This window comes from Methylocystis sp. NC52PC (assembly GCF_055698645.1).
This window is the reverse complement of the sequence record NZ_CP170127.1, coordinates 945,184-959,752: the sequence shown is the minus strand read 5'-3', so window position 1 is coordinate 959,752 and position 14,569 is coordinate 945,184. Positions and strand designations below refer to the sequence as shown.

13 protein-coding genes and 1 riboswitch are annotated in these 14,569 nt (G+C 67.6%); of the genes, 3 read left to right on the top strand and 10 right to left on the bottom strand.

What is annotated here, in order from left to right; all coding sequences use genetic code 11:
* Positions 1–31: 31 nt before the first annotated feature.
* On the top strand, positions 32–301 hold the full coding sequence (locus ACETII_RS06480; RefSeq protein ID WP_363350065.1) for a BQ00720 family protein: 270 nt from the start codon (positions 32–34) through the stop codon (positions 299–301).
* Positions 302–475: 174 nt separating this feature from the next.
* A complete protein-coding gene (locus ACETII_RS06475) occupies positions 476–907 on the top strand; it encodes a Rieske (2Fe-2S) protein (protein ID WP_472787521.1) in 432 nt (143 codons plus the stop codon).
* Here ACETII_RS06475 and gcvPB read toward each other — a convergent pair.
* Genes gcvPB through gcvT form a run of 4 tightly spaced genes read right to left on the bottom strand, consistent with a single transcriptional unit; the run spans position 904 to position 5,313 of the window.
* Positions 904–2,433, bottom strand: coding sequence for an aminomethyl-transferring glycine dehydrogenase subunit GcvPB (gene gcvPB, locus ACETII_RS06470; protein WP_363350063.1), 1,530 nt, complete (start codon positions 2,431–2,433; stop codon positions 904–906). The genes ACETII_RS06475 and gcvPB overlap by 4 nt on opposite strands.
* Entirely contained in the window at positions 2,433–3,773 is a 1,341-nt protein-coding gene (gcvPA, locus tag ACETII_RS06465) for an aminomethyl-transferring glycine dehydrogenase subunit GcvPA (protein WP_472787520.1), read from the bottom strand. The genes gcvPB and gcvPA overlap by 1 nt, the downstream gene beginning before the upstream one ends.
* Positions 3,774–3,794: 21 nt before the next feature.
* Positions 3,795–4,169 carry a glycine cleavage system protein GcvH gene (gcvH, locus tag ACETII_RS06460; protein WP_363350061.1) on the bottom strand — a complete coding sequence of 125 codons (375 nt, stop codon included), beginning with the start codon at positions 4,167–4,169 and terminating at the stop codon, positions 3,795–3,797.
* 10 nt (positions 4,170–4,179) lie between these two features.
* Positions 4,180–5,313 (bottom strand): glycine cleavage system aminomethyltransferase GcvT, encoded by a 1,134-nt coding sequence (gene gcvT, locus ACETII_RS06455; RefSeq protein WP_363350060.1) that lies wholly within the window; start codon positions 5,311–5,313, stop codon positions 4,180–4,182.
* 174 nt (positions 5,314–5,487) lie between these two features.
* Positions 5,488–5,578: riboswitch (glycine riboswitch) on the bottom strand.
* A gap of 163 nt (positions 5,579–5,741) precedes the next feature.
* On the opposite strand from gcvT, the gene ACETII_RS06450 reads away from it, so the two are divergent.
* Positions 5,742–7,778: a hypothetical protein gene (locus ACETII_RS06450; RefSeq protein ID WP_363350059.1), complete on the top strand. Its 2,037-nt coding sequence runs from the start codon at positions 5,742–5,744 to the stop codon at positions 7,776–7,778.
* A gap of 10 nt (positions 7,779–7,788) precedes the next feature.
* Here ACETII_RS06450 and msrA read toward each other — a convergent pair whose 3' ends face one another.
* From msrA to ACETII_RS06420, 6 genes are all read right to left on the bottom strand, one after another.
* Positions 7,789–8,460: a peptide-methionine (S)-S-oxide reductase MsrA gene (gene msrA, locus ACETII_RS06445; RefSeq protein ID WP_472787519.1), complete on the bottom strand. Its 672-nt coding sequence runs from the start codon at positions 8,458–8,460 to the stop codon at positions 7,789–7,791.
* Position 8,461: 1 nt separating this feature from the next.
* Positions 8,462–8,908: a peptide-methionine (R)-S-oxide reductase MsrB gene (gene msrB / locus ACETII_RS06440; protein ID WP_449825636.1), complete on the bottom strand. Its 447-nt coding sequence runs from the start codon at positions 8,906–8,908 to the stop codon at positions 8,462–8,464.
* Positions 8,909–9,089: 181 nt separating this feature from the next.
* Positions 9,090–10,886, bottom strand: coding sequence for a DNA mismatch repair endonuclease MutL (gene mutL, locus ACETII_RS06435; RefSeq protein WP_472787518.1), 1,797 nt, complete (start codon positions 10,884–10,886; stop codon positions 9,090–9,092).
* Between the two features lie 19 nt (positions 10,887–10,905).
* Positions 10,906–11,400, bottom strand: coding sequence for an NfeD family protein (locus ACETII_RS06430; protein WP_472787517.1), 495 nt, complete (start codon positions 11,398–11,400; stop codon positions 10,906–10,908).
* A complete protein-coding gene (locus ACETII_RS06425) occupies positions 11,382–12,362 on the bottom strand; it encodes an SPFH domain-containing protein (protein WP_363350054.1) in 981 nt (326 codons plus the stop codon). Before ACETII_RS06425 ends, ACETII_RS06430 begins: the two co-directional genes overlap by 19 nt.
* Positions 12,363–12,486: 124 nt before the next feature.
* Positions 12,487–14,328 (bottom strand): extracellular solute-binding protein, encoded by a 1,842-nt coding sequence (locus ACETII_RS06420; protein WP_472787516.1) that lies wholly within the window; start codon positions 14,326–14,328, stop codon positions 12,487–12,489.
* Positions 14,329–14,569: the final 241 nt, after the last annotated feature.

Below are 14,569 nucleotides of genomic sequence, written 5' to 3'. Positions count from 1 at the left end.
GGGTCTCGATCGGACGCCGAGGAGGAGTCGAATGGACGCTAAACAAGCCATAGAACGCAAGGCGCCCTTGCTGACGCCGGAGCAGTTCGCCAATCTGGGCGATGGCATGATCGCCTATGTGAAGGCCATGCGGTCGGAAGACGTCAATCGCCTCTACCCGCAGGCGCCGCACATCCAGCCGGGCCTCACGATTTTCGCGCTGATTGGCGCGGATGGCGCGCCGATTGTCCTCGCCGACTCGGAAGAGGGCGCGATCGGCAACGCTCGTGAAAACGACCTCACCATGGTGAGCCTCCACTAGAGCCATCTCCGCTCCGATCGGCTCGGAGCGGCGGGCTCCCATTCGCGTTGCTCGACGATAACAATTGGCGCTGCACGCCGCCGCAGGCGGGTCCAGGCGCGACAGCCTCCATCGAAGACAGGCAGGAAATTTGCTTTCGTTCCAAAGAAGGCAATCAGCCGCCATGGAGGCATTATGCCGACCACAGAACTTTTCGCCGTTTGTCACGTTAACGACGTCGCCAAGCGCGGGGCCGTAGGCTTTGTCCTCGCCCGCCGTGACGGGGACAAGACGGTCCCCTTCCCCATCATGGTCGTGAGACAGGGGAAACACTACCACGCCTATCTCAACCGCTGCCCCCATCAGGGTTCGCGCATCGATTTCCAGCCGGGTCATTTCCTCGATCAGGGGCATCGCGCCATCGTCTGTGGCAAGCATGGCGCGCTGTTCGAGATCGCCACCGGCAAATGCTACGACGGCCCCTGCACCGGGGCGGCGCTGGAGAAAATCGCCGTCGTCATCGACGGCGAGGACGTTTGCATCACCGGCGTGGTGCTCGCTGAAGAGGACGGCCTCGATCGTCTGGAAAACGACGAGGCGCCTCAGATCATGATCACTTCGGATTAGTCGCCGGCCTCCCAGCGCAGCACCGGCTTTCTCGCCGCCAGCGTTTCATCGACGCGACGTCGCGGCGCGAAGCGGGGCGCTTCGATGAAGCGCTCTTTGTCCCCCTCCCGCGCGGCCCGGGCGAGATCGCGCAAGGTGGCGACGAAGAGGTCGAGTGAGGCCTTGGACTCCGACTCCGTGGGCTCGATCAGCATGGCGCCATGCACGACGAGCGGGAAATACATGGTCATCGGGTGATAGCCCTCGTCGATCATCGCCTTGGCGAAGTCGAGCGTGGCGACGCCCGAGCCCTTCAGCCAGGCGTCGTCGAACAGGACTTCATGCATGCAGGCGCGATCGCCGAACGGCTGGGTCATCACGTCGCGAAGCCCGGCGCGGACGTAATTCGCCGAGAGCACCGCGTCCTTTGACGCCTGGGCGACGCCGTCCCCGCCATGCGCCAGCAGATAGGCGAGCGCGCGCACGAACATGCCCATCTGTCCATGGAAGGCGGTCAGGCGCCCGAAGCTCTGCGTCCCCGCCGCGTCTTCGACCAGCGTCAGCCGCTCGCCGTCGCGGCGGATGAAGGGAACGGGCGCGAAGGGCGCGAGGCGTTGAGACAGCACCACAGGCCCCGCGCCCGGTCCGCCGCCGCCGTGCGGCGTCGAGAAGGTCTTGTGGAGATTGATATGCATGGCGTCGACGCCGAAGTCGCCCGGCCGCGCGACGCCGGCGATGGCGTTGAAATTGGCGCCGTCGCAGTAGAAATAGGCGCCCGCCTCATGCACCGCGTCGGCGATCTCGACGATGTCGCGCTCGAACAGGCCGCAGGTGTTGGGATTGGTGAGCATGATGGCGGCGACGTCGGGGCCGAGCGCCTCCGTCACCGCCGCGACGCGCACGGTCCCATCCGCCGCCGCCGGCACGACGCGCACCGAAAAGCCGAGCAGCGCCGCCGTCGCCGGATTGGTGCCATGCGCCGATTGCGGGATCAGCACAACCTTGCGCGTCGCGCCCTCGCCCTTGGCGGCGATTGCGGATTTGATCGCCATCATGCCGCAGAGCTCCCCATGGGCGCCGGCCTTCGGCGAGAGGGCGATGGCCTGCGTGTTGGTCAGCGTCAGCAGCCAATGGGCGAGCGTCTGCATGAGCTCGAGCGCGCCCTGGGCGGTCGAAACCGGCTGCAGCGGATGAATGTCCGCGAGGCCTTCGAGCCGCGCCATCTTCTCGTTCAGGCGGGGATTGTGCTTCATCGTGCAGGAGCCGAGCGGATACAGCCCCGCGTCGATCGAATAGTTCTTCCGCGACAGGCGCACGTAGTGGCGCATGGTCTCGGGCTCGGTGAGGCCGGGGAGGCCGATCGGCTCCGTGCGCGCGAGGCTCCCCAGGCGCGGCGCGAAAGGCGGCGGCTCGTCGACGTCGACGCCGCTCGCCTCGCGGCGGCCGCTCTCGAAGATAAGCGCCTCTTCCTGATCGAGCCCGCGATTGCCGGTGAAGGTCGCAGGCGCTTCTTCGAAGTCGTCGATATGTGCGGGGCGGTCGAGCATCAGAGCGTTTCCTTGAGCGCGGAGACAAAGGCGGCGCGGTCTTCGTCGGCGTTGGCCTCCGTCGAGGCGACGAGCAGCAGATCGTCCAGACCGGCGCCGGGGAGCAGCCGCGAGACCGGAACGCCCGCGAGCACGCCCTTCGCCGCCATTGTCTCGACAATCGCCGCGGCGTCGCCGGGGACGCGCAGCGTGAATTCGTTGAAGAAGGTCCGGTTCAGGAGCTCGACTCCCGGAACCTTTTCCAGCATTTCGGCAAGCGCCACGGCGTTGGCGTGGTTGAGGCGCGCGAGCTTTGTAAGTCCCGCTTCGCCGAGCAGCGTCAGGTGGATCGTGAAGGCCAGCGCGCAGAGGCCGGAATTGGTGCAAATATTGGAGGTCGCCTTGTCGCGGCGGATGTGCTGCTCGCGGGTTGAAAGCGTCAGCACGAAGGAGCGGCGTCCGTCGGCGTCGACGCTTTCGCCGGCGAGCCGGCCCGGCATCTGCCGCACAAACTCGTTGCGCGTCGCAAACAAGCCGACATAGGGCCCGCCAAAATTGAGCGCATTGCCGATCGACTGACCTTCGCCGACGACGATATCCGCGCCCATCGCGCCCGGCGGCGTAACGAGGCCGAGCGACACCGCCTCCGTGAACACGGCGACGAGCAGCGCGCCGTGACGATGGCAGGCCTCGGCGATCGGCGTGAGGTCACGCAGATTGCCGAAGACGTCGGGGGTCTGCACGACGACGCAGGAGAGCGTGTCGTCGATCTGCGCAATGAGATCTTCCGCGCCTCTCGGGTCGGGCGCCATGTCGGCGACCGCATCCTCGGCGAGGCGTGAGATCGTGCGCACGACCTCGGCGTAATGCGGATGCAATCCGCCGGAGAGCAGCGCCTTGCGCCGCTTCGTCAGCCGATGCGCCATCAGAACGGCTTCGGCCGTTGCGGTGGAGCCGTCGTACATGGAGGCGTTGGCGACCTCCATGCCCGTCAACAACGCGACCTGCGTCTGAAATTCGAAAAGATACTGCAAAGTCCCTTGCGATATCTCGGGCTGATAGGGGGTGTAGCTCGTGAGAAACTCGGAGCGCTGAACGAGATGATCGACGCTCGCCGGCACGTGATGCTTATAGGCGCCGGCGCCGACAAAGAAGGGAACCCGGCCGGCGGCGACGTTGCGCGCCGCGAGCCGCGAGAAAATGCGCTCGACTTCCATCTCCGACTTGTGGGGCGGCAGATCGAGCGGCGACGTCAAGAGCGTCGAGGCCGGCGCGTCGGCGTAAAGGGCCTCGATGTCCGCGACGCCGATGGCGGCGAGCATGGCCTCTCTGTCGGCGTCCGACAGCGGGTGATAGCGCATCTTCGGGTTTCCTTGTGGGGGCTACAGCGTCTTCACAAAGCTTGCATAGGCGTCGGCGTCCATCAGGCCCTCGACCTCGCCGGGCGCGTCGACTTTGAGTTTCACGAGCCAGCCGCCTTGCATCGGATCTTCATTGACGAGCGCCGGCTTCTCGCCGAGCGCGGCGTTGACCTCGACGACTTCGCCCGAGATCGGCGCATAGACTTCGCTTGCCGCCTTCACGCTTTCGATGACTGCGAGTTCCGAGCCCTTCGTCACTTTTTTCCCGACCTTCGGCAGGTCGACGAAGACGATGTCGCCAAGCTGCTCCTGCGCATAATCCGTAATGCCGACGACGGCGGCGTCGCCGTCGAGGCGAAGATATTCGTGGTCCTTTGTAAAACGCAGGCCGGTCATGTCGCCTCCTTCAGGCGGTGGGTTTGAAATAGCGATGCGAAACGAAAGGCAGCGGCGCGACGTCGAGCGCCACGCGATTGCCGCGCAATTCGCTCACGACCTGCGCGCCTTTGTTGGCGTGCTTGCTGGCGACATAGCCCATGGCGATCGCCCGTTGCAGCGTCGGCGAGAAGCCGCCCGAGGTCACGTGGCCGGCGAGTTCGCCGCTGGTCGAGACCAGCATGGCGCCTTCGCGCACAGGCGCTTTGGACTGAGGCAGCAGCCCGACGCGCCGCCGCGCCGGCCCGTCCCGCAAGGCGGCGCTGATGCGCGCAAAGCCGGGGAAGCCGCCCTCGGCCCGCCGCCGCTTGCCGATCGACCAGGCAAGGCCCGCTTCGACCGGATCGATCGTCTCGTCGAGGTCGTGGCCATAGAGCGGCAGGCCCGCCTCGAGCCGCAACGCGTCGCGCGCGCCGAGGCCCGCGGGCTGGACGTCCTCATTGTCGAGCAGCGCCTTTACGAAAGTTTCGGCGTTTTCAGAACGGATCGAAATTTCGAATCCGTCCTCGCCCGTATAGCCGCTGCGCGAGACGAAGACGCTGGTCGGGCCTTCCTCGAAGGCGCGCCAGTCCATGAAGGAAAGGTCCTCGACGCCGGGGAGCAAAGCGCCGAGGACCGCGGCCGCGCGCGGCCCCTGCAGGGCGATCAGCGCGCGGTTCAACGGAAGGAGATCGAATTGGGGCAGTCTCTCACGGATGAAGGCGTAATCCTGCGCCTTGCGCGCGGCGTTGACGACGAGAAGCAGTCGCTCCTCCACGCCCGGCAGGCGCGTGGCCATGAGGTCGTCGAGAATGCCGCCCTTGTCGTTCAAAAGCTGCGTGTAACGCGTGTGGCCGGGGGCGAGGCCGACGAGATCGGCGGGGACGAGGCTTTCGAGCGCGGCGGCCGCGCCGGCGCCCGCGAGAATCGCCTGGCCCATGTGCGACACGTCGAAGAGACCCGCTTTCTGACGCGTGTGAAGCGTTTCCGAAACAATGCCGGAGGCATATTGCACCGGCATGTCATAGCCGGCGAAAGGGGCCATGCGCGCGCCGAGGCTGCGATGCAACGCGTCGAGCGGCAAGTGCGCGAGGGGCGCGGTCTGGAGGTTGGGCTCAGCCGTCACGAGGGACTCTCCGGCGTTGGGCGTCAAGCGCAGCTCGCGGACTTCCGCTCCCCGCGCGCCCCCTCTGTCCGGTGACCTGAGAGATTTCCCCACGCCGCTTCCGTCAAGAAGCCTTGCGGGTTACGCCCTTCGGTGGGCGAAGCGCCAGAAGCGCTGCGCCGCTTTCCAGAGTCTTTTCTTCACGCGGTCCTTTTGCCTGAGCGTTTCCGGGGCGGTTTCGCCTTCGGCGCCGGCGCGAATCGCCGGTCTCTCCCGCGAAGAAGTCCACACGGTCAAAGATGTGTCCGTTTGCCTGAGGCGTCAACCCGCTTCGCGCCGGTTTTGCGAGATTTGCGCCTCGGCCTGCGGCCCGGCTATTCTTTTGCACGCTTTCTCATGCATGGACCGTAGCGCCATGCACTCTCCAAACCACCCGGGCGCTGCGGCGAATGTGGCAAGAGCAACTAGACTATTTCTGGGACGGCGGAAGACGTCTCGTCATCGGCGGCTTCGACGGAGCCGAGCGTGCGCCGCCGTTCGCGGCGCGTCCCGCGCTCACCGTGGTTTCGGCGGGCGACATCGACTTCGAGACCGAGTCGACGCTCGCGGATGTGATCGACGCGCCGCGCTGGCGCGCCGGCGCCGTCGTCTTCGATATTCCGGCGGAGCATCGATTCGTGCGGCTCACAGCCGCTGACGGCGCGGCGCTGACGCTCTCTCTCGGGTCCGAGCGCGACCAGCCGCCGGGGGCCGACTACCGCCTGCTGATGACTCTCCTGCCGGAGGGCAATGGCCCCGCCGAAGCGGTCTTCCGGATCATCTCCCTGCCGGCGCGGGGAGACGTCGAGCGTCTCGCCCGCGAGCAAACTGCTTCCGCCGGGGCGCGGCTCGTCTGGGCCTTCGGCCAGCGCCGCGCCTTCGAACAGGGCGCGGATGGCGGGCTCGTGCTGCGTCTCGCGCCGGCCCGGCGCATTTTTCCCGCCTATCAGAGCCGCCTGCTGCTCGAGGCGCGCCCGCTCGAGGCGGAGGCGGCCGCCGATACCCGCGAGGCGCCCTTCGCCGTCATGCAGCACTGGGTCGCCGAGAATGGCGCGCCGCGCGTCGGCCTGCGCCTGCGCATCCCCGATTCGCTCGAGGAGAGCGCGACGCTCGTTGGGCGCGCCTGCGTCGCCATCGCGCTCAATCAGCGCCGGCGCCTGCGCGGCTGGATGCAGGAGCAGAAGCAGGGCGGCGAGCCCATCGTCGATCCGCTCACCTTCGATGACATCCGCCAGGCGACGGGCGAACCTGCAGAGCACCCGGACGCGGTCGAATCGCGCGACGCCGTCGTCGTGTTGAACCTCCTCAATCTGCTGCTCGATCCCGCGTCTCCGGAGGCCGACGGCGTCGCCGTGCGCCGCGCGCCGGAGAAGAACGCCGCCGGGCTCGGCGAAACGATCGAGATCGACTTCTACGGCGCGTCGCTCGGCGACGAGGTCGGCCTCGTCGCGCCCGCCGCGCGGCCGGGCGATCTCGGCGTCGCGCCGGTCGATCCGGGCGGGCCGCCCTTCGTGCGGCTGTTTCGCGTCGAGGCGGATGGGCTCGCGCCGCGCCGCCTCGGCGACGACGATCTGCTGCTCGACGAATTGATGCGCCGGGCCGAAAGCGCCGGGGCGCGCATGAGCACGGGCGCCGCGGCCCGCGCCTTCGCCGAGCGCGCGGCGGGGCTCAAGGGCCGGCGCGAAAAACTCGTCGCCGGGCTGAATGAGGCTTTAACCCGCGCCGGGTTTCCGCCGCGTTTGTCCGCCGCGGGTCTGTGGGACGTGTTCGAGCCGCTGCAGCAGGCGAGTTTCGCGGCGCTCGCCGCTTCCGCCGCCGCGCCCGCGCCGCTGCAGGCGGCCGGCGGCTACGGGGCTTATCGCGCCGATCCCGCCGTGGCGGCGGCGCTCGGCAGGGGAGGGCCGCTCAGTCCTCAGGCGCAGGACGGGCGGATCGGCGCGGCCGCGCGCGGCGCGCTTTCGCTCGTGGCGCGCTACGCCGCCGCCTGCGGCGCCGAGGGCATGGTCCCGCCGGGCCTCGACGCCGCCGCGCAGCTCTCCATGCTCGGCGCCTTGCTGCAGGAGGAGGACGCGCTGTCGCTGCAAGGCGCGCGCATCGGCCTCGCGCCCGATGTGGCGACGCGTCAGAGCGCGGCGCGGGCGGCGCGCATGCTCCTCGACATCAGCGCCGTCGAGCGGGCGCTCGCGCATTTCGAGAGGAGCCGCGACCCGCAAAGCGCCTCGGCGCTCGCCGATTATCTCGCCGCGCGCCGGGCCGGGCGCTGGGTCGCGGCGAGCTCCGCGCCCACGCTCGCCGCGCTCATCGCCCGCGCGGGCGTCGAGCGCGAGGAGGAACAGACCCGCGTCGTCGCCGGCATGACCGCCGCGGCCGCCGCCCCGCCGCCTCCGGCCCCGCCCGCTGCGGCGGAAAAGCCGAAAGGATTTTTCCGAAGGCTGTTCGGCGGATGAGCGATCTGGCTCATTTCGTCGAAACGGGGGCCTCGCGATAAAGCGCCGGAAACAGCGTCCGTAGACTGTCGATTTTCGGCAGGTCGTTAATGACGATGTAAGGCGCCTGCGGATGCTGCGTCAGATAGTCCTGATGGTAGCTTTCGGCCGGGTAAAAGCGCGTCAGCGGCTCGATGCGGGTGACGATCGGCGCAGCGAAGGCGCCAGCGGCCGCCAGCTGCGCCACATAGGCGCGCGCGACCTTCTCTTGCACCGGATCGGCGACGAAAATCGCCGAGCGATATTGCGTCCCCACATCCGGGCCCTGCCGGTTCAGTTGCGTCGGATCATGGACGACGGAGAAGAACACGCGCAGAAGGTCGCCGACGCTCACCTTGGCGGGATCATAAGTGACCTCGACCGACTCGGCATGACCCGTGTCGCCTTGCGTGACCCGCGCGTAATGGGCGGTCTCGCGGTCGCCGCCGGCATAGCCCGAGACCGCGCGCGAGACGCCCTTGACGCGCTGAAACACCCCCTGGACGCCCCAGAAGCAGCCGCCGGCGACGACGAGCTTTTGCAGGCCCGTCGACGCGGGGGCTGGATCATAGGCCGGCGGCGGCAGGCTGACCGCGCGTTCGGCGGCGGCCAGCGGCGTCGCCATGAGGAGCGCCATCAACAGGGCGCGCGCAACCTTTCTCATCTTACGCCTTTCCGCGCGGAACGAAGCGCAAGGCGACGCCATTCATGCAATAGCGCAGACCCGTGGGACGCGGCCCGTCGGTGAAGACATGTCCGAGATGCGCGTCGCAGCGTTTGCAGGAGACGGCGACGCGACGCATGCCGAAGGAAGCGTCGACGCTTTCGACCACATTGATCTTGGAGATCGGCGCGAAGAAGCTCGGCCAGCCGGTCCCCGAGTCATATTTGGTCTTCGAATCGAACAGCGCCGTGTCGCAGCAGACGCAGCGAAACAGCCCGTCGTCATGCGCGTCCCAATAGGGACCGGTGAAAGCGCGCTCGGTCCCGTCGCGGCGCGTGACGTCATAGGCGAGCGCCGAGAGCTGCGCGCGCCACTCGGCGTCCGGCTTCACGACCTTCTCGACCGGCTCGACGCCGAGGCTTTTGCCCGAAGGGTCGAAGGCCTCGATGTCGACGCGCGCCGCGGCGCGGGCGGGAGCGGGGAAGAGGGTGAGCGCGAGGACGCCGAAGACCGCGTCCCTGCGATTGACGCCGTCAGTGCGAGCAAAGCGAAGCAATCGAGCCCTCCGGGAAGACACATCGACCGCTCTCTTACATAGAAAGCGCCGCGCGGCGCTCAAGCTCTTCGCCTCACTTTCGGCCAAAGAGCTTTTCGATGTCCGAAAGCTTCAGCTCCACATAGGTCGGCCGTCCGTGATTGCATTGCGCCGCGCCCGGCGTCGTCTCCATCTCGCGCAAGAGCGCATTCATCTCCGGCGCGCTGAGGCGGCGTCCTGCGCGCACGGAATGATGGCAGGCGCAGGTCGCGAGCACATGGTCGAGCCGGCGCGACAGGGCGCGCGCGTCGCCGGCCTCAGACAGAAGGTCGGCGATATCCTCGACGAGCCGCTTGGCGTCCACCTCGCCGAGGACCGCCGGCGTTTCGCGGGCCAGCACGGCGCCGGGGCCGAAAGGTTCGAGCGTCAGGCCCAGCGCCGCAAGCTCCTCGAAAGCGCCGGCAAGCGCGTTCATGCGCGTCTCGTCGAGATCGACGACGACGGGGATGAGCAGCAGTTGCCGCTCCACGCCCGCCTCGGCGCGCTGTTTTTTGAGCTTTTCATAGACGAGCCGCTCATGCGCCGCATGCTGGTCGACGATGACGAGCCCGTCGAGGGTCTGCGCGATGATATAGGTTTCGTGCAGCTGCGCGCGCGCCGCGCCGAGCGGGGCGTCCTCCGCCGTGGCGTCGGCGAACCCCTCGTGGGGGCGGGCGTCCGCCGAAGGCGCGCCAGTCGAGAACGCCTGTTGCCGCGTCTCGGCAAAGCCTGCGGGCGCATAGGGCGACCGGGCGACGTCCCAATTGGCCGGCGCCGGGGATCGAAAGGCCGCGAAGCCGCTCGCGGCGCCCGAGCGCGTCAGCATGTCGATCGCCGCCTGCGCGCCGCTCGTGGCGCTGCGATGGCTCTTCTCGGCGAGCGCCTGTTTCAACGCGCCCACCACGAGGCCGCGCACCAGGCCCGGATCGGAAAAGCGCACTTCGGCCTTGGCGGGATGGACATTCACGTCGACGATGCGCGGATCGCAGTCGATGAACAGCACGGCGACCGGATGGCGGTCGGCGCTCAAGAAATCGAGATAAGCGGCGCGGATGGCGCCGGAAAAGAGCTTGTCGCGCACGGGGCGGCCGTTGACATAGACATATTGCGCCTGGGCGTTGCCGCGATTGTAGGTCGGCAGACCGGCGAGGCCCGAAAGGCGCACGCCTGAACGTTCCGCGTCAATCTCGAAGGCGTTGGCGCGAAACTCGTCGCCCAGCGCCTGCGCGATGCGCCGCGCCCCATCGGCGCCGCAGGCGGGATAGTCGAAGAGCGGGCCGCTGTCGGTCGAGAGCGAGAAGCGCACGTCGGGATGCGCCATGGCGAGGCGCTTGACGACATCGACGACGGCGGCCGTCTCGGTGCGCTCGGTCTTTAAGAATTTGAGCCGCGCCGGCGTCGCCGCGAACAGCGCGCGCGCTTCGATCCGCGTGCCGCGCGGCCAGCTCGAGGGCGACAGGCCGCGCTTTTCGCCGGCCTCGATGCGGATCGAAAAGCCATGCGGCGCCTCCCTGGCGCGCGTGTCGATCGAAAGATCCGCCACCGCGGCGATGGAGGGGAGCGCCTCGCCGCGAAAGCCGAGCGTCGCAATATGGGTGAGGTCGCCGTCGGGGATCTTCGAGGTCGCGTGCCGCTCGACGGCAAGCGCGAGATCGTGTTCGTCCATGCCGCAGCCGTCGTCGATGACGCGAATGAGCGTGCGGCCGCCGTCCTCGATCGCGACGTCGATGCGCGTCGCGCCGGCGTCGAGCGCGTTCTCGACGAGCTCCTTCACCGCCGAGGCCGGCCGCTCCACCACCTCGCCGGCGGCGATGCGATCGACGAGGATGGGATCGAGACGACGAACGGGCATGATCAAGGGGCTTTTTTTCTCACGCGATCGGCGCCAGCACCAGCACCAGATTGTCGACGCGCACGACGCGCGCGCGGACGCCGGGCATGAGACGATCGACGGCGGCGTCAGCTGAAAGCCGCGCCTCCCAGTCGAGCCCCGACCAATGGACGCGGCCCGTCGCCTTCGTCACCTCATGCGTCGTCACCAGGTCGCGGCCGATGAGGTCGCTGCTCTGGTCTTCCTGCACGTCGGCGGCCTGAAAGCGTTGCAACGGCTTGCGGCCAAGGAGCGCAATGAGGAGGCTCAGCACCGACGCGATGGCGGCGGTTTCCAGGAGTCCCGGCCGGGCGCCCGTCGCAAAGAGCGTCGCGCTCGTGACGAGCGCGCCGACGGCGACGAACATGATCGGGGACAGGCCGACCACGAGGATATCGAAAGCGAGCAGCGCGAGGCCCGCGATCAGGCTCAGCGTGGCCGGGTCGGCAAGGAGGCTCGCGTCGATGTCGATTGCCGTCACTCCTGATTGTCCCATGGCTGCGCACGGCTCTTTGGCGCCGTCGTCGTCCCGGCGTTGACCGTCTTCAGCACGGCCATCGCCCGGGCGATCCAGCCGGCGGGATCCGCGCCATCGCCCATCAGCACCAGCGCATTGCCGGCCTTGGCGAGACGACCATACTGTTCGATCGCGGATTTCGCGACTTCGAGCTGCACCGCCTGATCGCCGCCGACCTGCGTGATCTGCTGGCGCACCAGTTCGATCGCCTTCGCCTGACCTTCGGCGCGCAGGATCGCCGCCTGTTTCTCGCCCTCGGCGCGGTTGATCTCGGATTGCTTCACGCCCTCGGATTCGAGCACGGCGGCGCGCTTGTCGCGCTCGGCCTTCATCTGCCGCTCCATCGACTGGCGCAGCGACTCCGGCATCTTGATGTCCTTGATTTCATAGCGCGTCACATAAGCGCCCCAGAGCTGCGCGGCGTCGGAGACGGCGCGGACCACGCGCTCGTTGATCTCGCTTCTGTTTTCGAAAGTCTTGTCGAGCTCCATCGAGCCGATGGCGGAGCGCATGGAGGTCTGCGCGAGATTGACGATCGCGCGCTGAATGTCCTCGGCGCCATATGCGGCGTCCTTGGCGTTGATGATTTTGTAATAAAGGATGCCGTCGATGGTGACGGTCGCGTTGTCCTTGGTGATGGCGTCCTGCGCCGGCACGTCGATCACCTGCTCGCGCAGATCGAAGACATAAGCCACGCGTTCGACGATGGGATAGACGAAATTGACGCCCGCGGTGAGCGTGCGGTTGTAGCGTCCGAGCCGCTCGACGACGAGCACGCTCTGCTGCCGCACGAAACGCACCATGGTCGCGAGCGCGAGCAGCGCGACATAGGCGAACCAGAACAGCGGATTATGCAGGAATGCGAGGCCGAGGTTCAGATTATGGTCGAGAATCAGAAGGCCGACCGCGACCGCGCCAATGATGAAAAGCGGAAAGCCCATTCAAGTCCTCCGGCTGAGCGGCAAGGCAGGCGCGTGGCCCGTGTAGGCGGGATCATTGCGCCGCCGCGCCGCCGCCAATGTGCGCCGGCGCATGCGCCGCAATCTTGCGCTGCGTCGCCCCCGATCATGGAGTTTTCCGCCACCAGCTCTCCAGCGTCGGCCCGAAGATCGGCGAGCCGTAGCGCGGCAGGCGATCGGGCCGCGTCAGGTCGGCGGAGTGGGCGATCCATTGCTCGGAAGCGTGGAACAGCGGCGCCACGTAAAAGCCCGACAGCAGCACGCGGTCATAGGCGCGCACGGCGGCGACGAAATCCTCGTCGCTTTTGGCGGCGAGCACTGCCGCGATGAGCCCGTCGATCGCGGGCGAGGCGGCGCCGGCGAGATTGAAGGAGGCTTCCTGCGTCGCGCTCGACGAACCCCAGCGCATGCGCTGCTCGTTGCCCGGCGAGGCCGAGGCGACATATTGGCCGATCATCATGTCGAAATCGAATTTCTGGCGCCGCCGCTGATATTGCACTTCGTCGACGAGACGCACGCGCGCCTCGACGCCGATGCGAGCGAGCGTCGACGCGTAGCTCAGCGCCAGTCGCTCCTGATCGCGATCTTTCACCATGATCTCGAAGGAGACGGGCGCGCCGTCCTTTGCGAGTTTTCCGTCCTCCAAGCGATAGCCGGCGGCCGCCAGCAGATCGAGGGCGCGCCGCGCCATCTCGCGGTCGCGCCCGGTGCCGTCGCTCACCGGCGGCCGCCATTTGCCTTCGAGAATGTCGGCGCGCACGGCGTCGGGATAGGGCGCGAGCAAGGCCCGCTCCTTGGCGTTCGCGGGACGGCCCGACGACGACAGCTCCGATTCGTCGAAGAAGCTCTTCGTGCGGGTATAGAGGCCCGAATAGTAATTGGCGTTGACCCACTCGAAATCGAACATCATGCCGAGCGCCTCGCGCAGCCTGACGTCGGCAAAGAGCGGCCGCCGCGTATTGAAGACGAAGCCGTTCAAGCCCTTGGGATTGTCGTTCTTGAGCGATTCCTTCACGACGCGCCCGTCGCGCAGCGCTGGAAAGTCGTAGGAGGTCGACCAGCGCGTCGTGCTCGTCTCGTCGCGATAATCGATCAGGCCGGCCTTGAACGCCTCGAACAGCGAATTGCCGTCGCGGAAATACTGGATGTCGATCTCGTCGAAATTGTAGAGGCCGCGCTGGCTCGGCGCGTCGGTGCCCCAGTAGTTGGGATCGCGGCGCAACAGCACGCGCGCGCCGGGCTGGGCGTCTTCGACGACATAGGGACCGGAGCCGATCGGCTTTGCGAGCGTCGCGTCCGTGAAGGTGTCGGCCTTGGTCGCATGTTTGGGCAAGATCGGCATAATGGCCAGAATGAGCGGCAGTTCGCGGTCATCGACGCCGGTCAGGTCATAACGCACCGTGTGAGCGTCGGGCGCCTCGATGGATTTTACGAGCCCATAGGCGATCCGCTGCTGCGGACGGCCCTTCGATTTCAGGAGGTTGAACGAGAACAGCACGTCCTCCGAGGTGATCGGAGCGCCGTCCGAGAAATGCGCGCGCGGATCGAGATGGAACGTCACATGCGTGCGGGCGGGATCGATCTCGACCGACCGCGCGATCAGCGGATAGAGCGTGAAGGGCTCGTCCTGCGAGCGCGCCATCAGGCTTTGAAACACATTGCCGACGAGCCCCTGCGCCGCCGTGCCGGATTTGACGTTGAAGGGGTTGAGGCTGTCGAAGGTTCCCGGCAGCCCGACGCGCAGCCGGCCGCCTTTCTTCGCCTGCGGGTCGGCGTAGGGGAAGTGGTCGAAGTTCGCCGGCAGCGCCGGCGCGCCATGCACGGAGAGCGCATGCGTCGGCTCCGCGGCTCCGGCTGGCGCGGTCGCGGCGACGATCAGGAGGGCGGCCGCGAGGGCGCGGCCGGGCCGGCCGAAGACGCCGTGGCCGCGAATCGTATGAGACGTCATAGCCCGACCATAGTCGAACATGTGGCGGCTTGAAGCCCGCGGGCGGGCTTCATTCCGCCGCATTTGGCAAATTTTAAGGATGTCCGGCCGTCCAAAGGGACGCAACGCCCTTCGGACCCGCTGGAAATCGTCGCCGTGACGCTGTAAAGAGCTTTGCCGTCGACCAAGGCGCGACGTCGCGCCGCGGTCGAGGCGCGGTAGGGCAAGGGTTTTCACGGCGCCAGTTTTTGCGCCCGCGCGT

Bases quoted from the DNA above. Each gene is read 5' to 3' on its own strand.
- ACETII_RS06480 (WP_363350065.1), top strand. From the start codon at position 32: ATGGACGCTAAACAAGCCATAGAACGCAAGGCGCCCTTGCTGACGCCG.
- ACETII_RS06425 (WP_363350054.1), bottom strand. From the start codon at position 12,362: ATGGGCTTTCCGCTTTTCATCATTGGCGCGGTCGCGGTCGGCCTTCTG.
- ACETII_RS06450 (WP_363350059.1), top strand. From the start codon at position 5,742: ATGTGGCAAGAGCAACTAGACTATTTCTGGGACGGCGGAAGACGTCTC.
- ACETII_RS06475 (WP_472787521.1), top strand. From the start codon at position 476: ATGCCGACCACAGAACTTTTCGCCGTTTGTCACGTTAACGACGTCGCC.
- ACETII_RS06420 (WP_472787516.1), bottom strand. From the start codon at position 14,328: ATGACGTCTCATACGATTCGCGGCCACGGCGTCTTCGGCCGGCCCGGC.
- gcvPA (WP_472787520.1), bottom strand. From the start codon at position 3,773: ATGCGCTATCACCCGCTGTCGGACGCCGACAGAGAGGCCATGCTCGCC.
- msrA (WP_472787519.1), bottom strand. From the start codon at position 8,460: ATGAGAAAGGTTGCGCGCGCCCTGTTGATGGCGCTCCTCATGGCGACG.
- ACETII_RS06430 (WP_472787517.1), bottom strand. From the start codon at position 11,400: ATGGGACAATCAGGAGTGACGGCAATCGACATCGACGCGAGCCTCCTT.
- gcvH (WP_363350061.1), bottom strand. From the start codon at position 4,169: ATGACCGGCCTGCGTTTTACAAAGGACCACGAATATCTTCGCCTCGAC.
- gcvPB (WP_363350063.1), bottom strand. From the start codon at position 2,433: ATGCTCGACCGCCCCGCACATATCGACGACTTCGAAGAAGCGCCTGCG.
- mutL (WP_472787518.1), bottom strand. From the start codon at position 10,886: ATGCCCGTTCGTCGTCTCGATCCCATCCTCGTCGATCGCATCGCCGCC.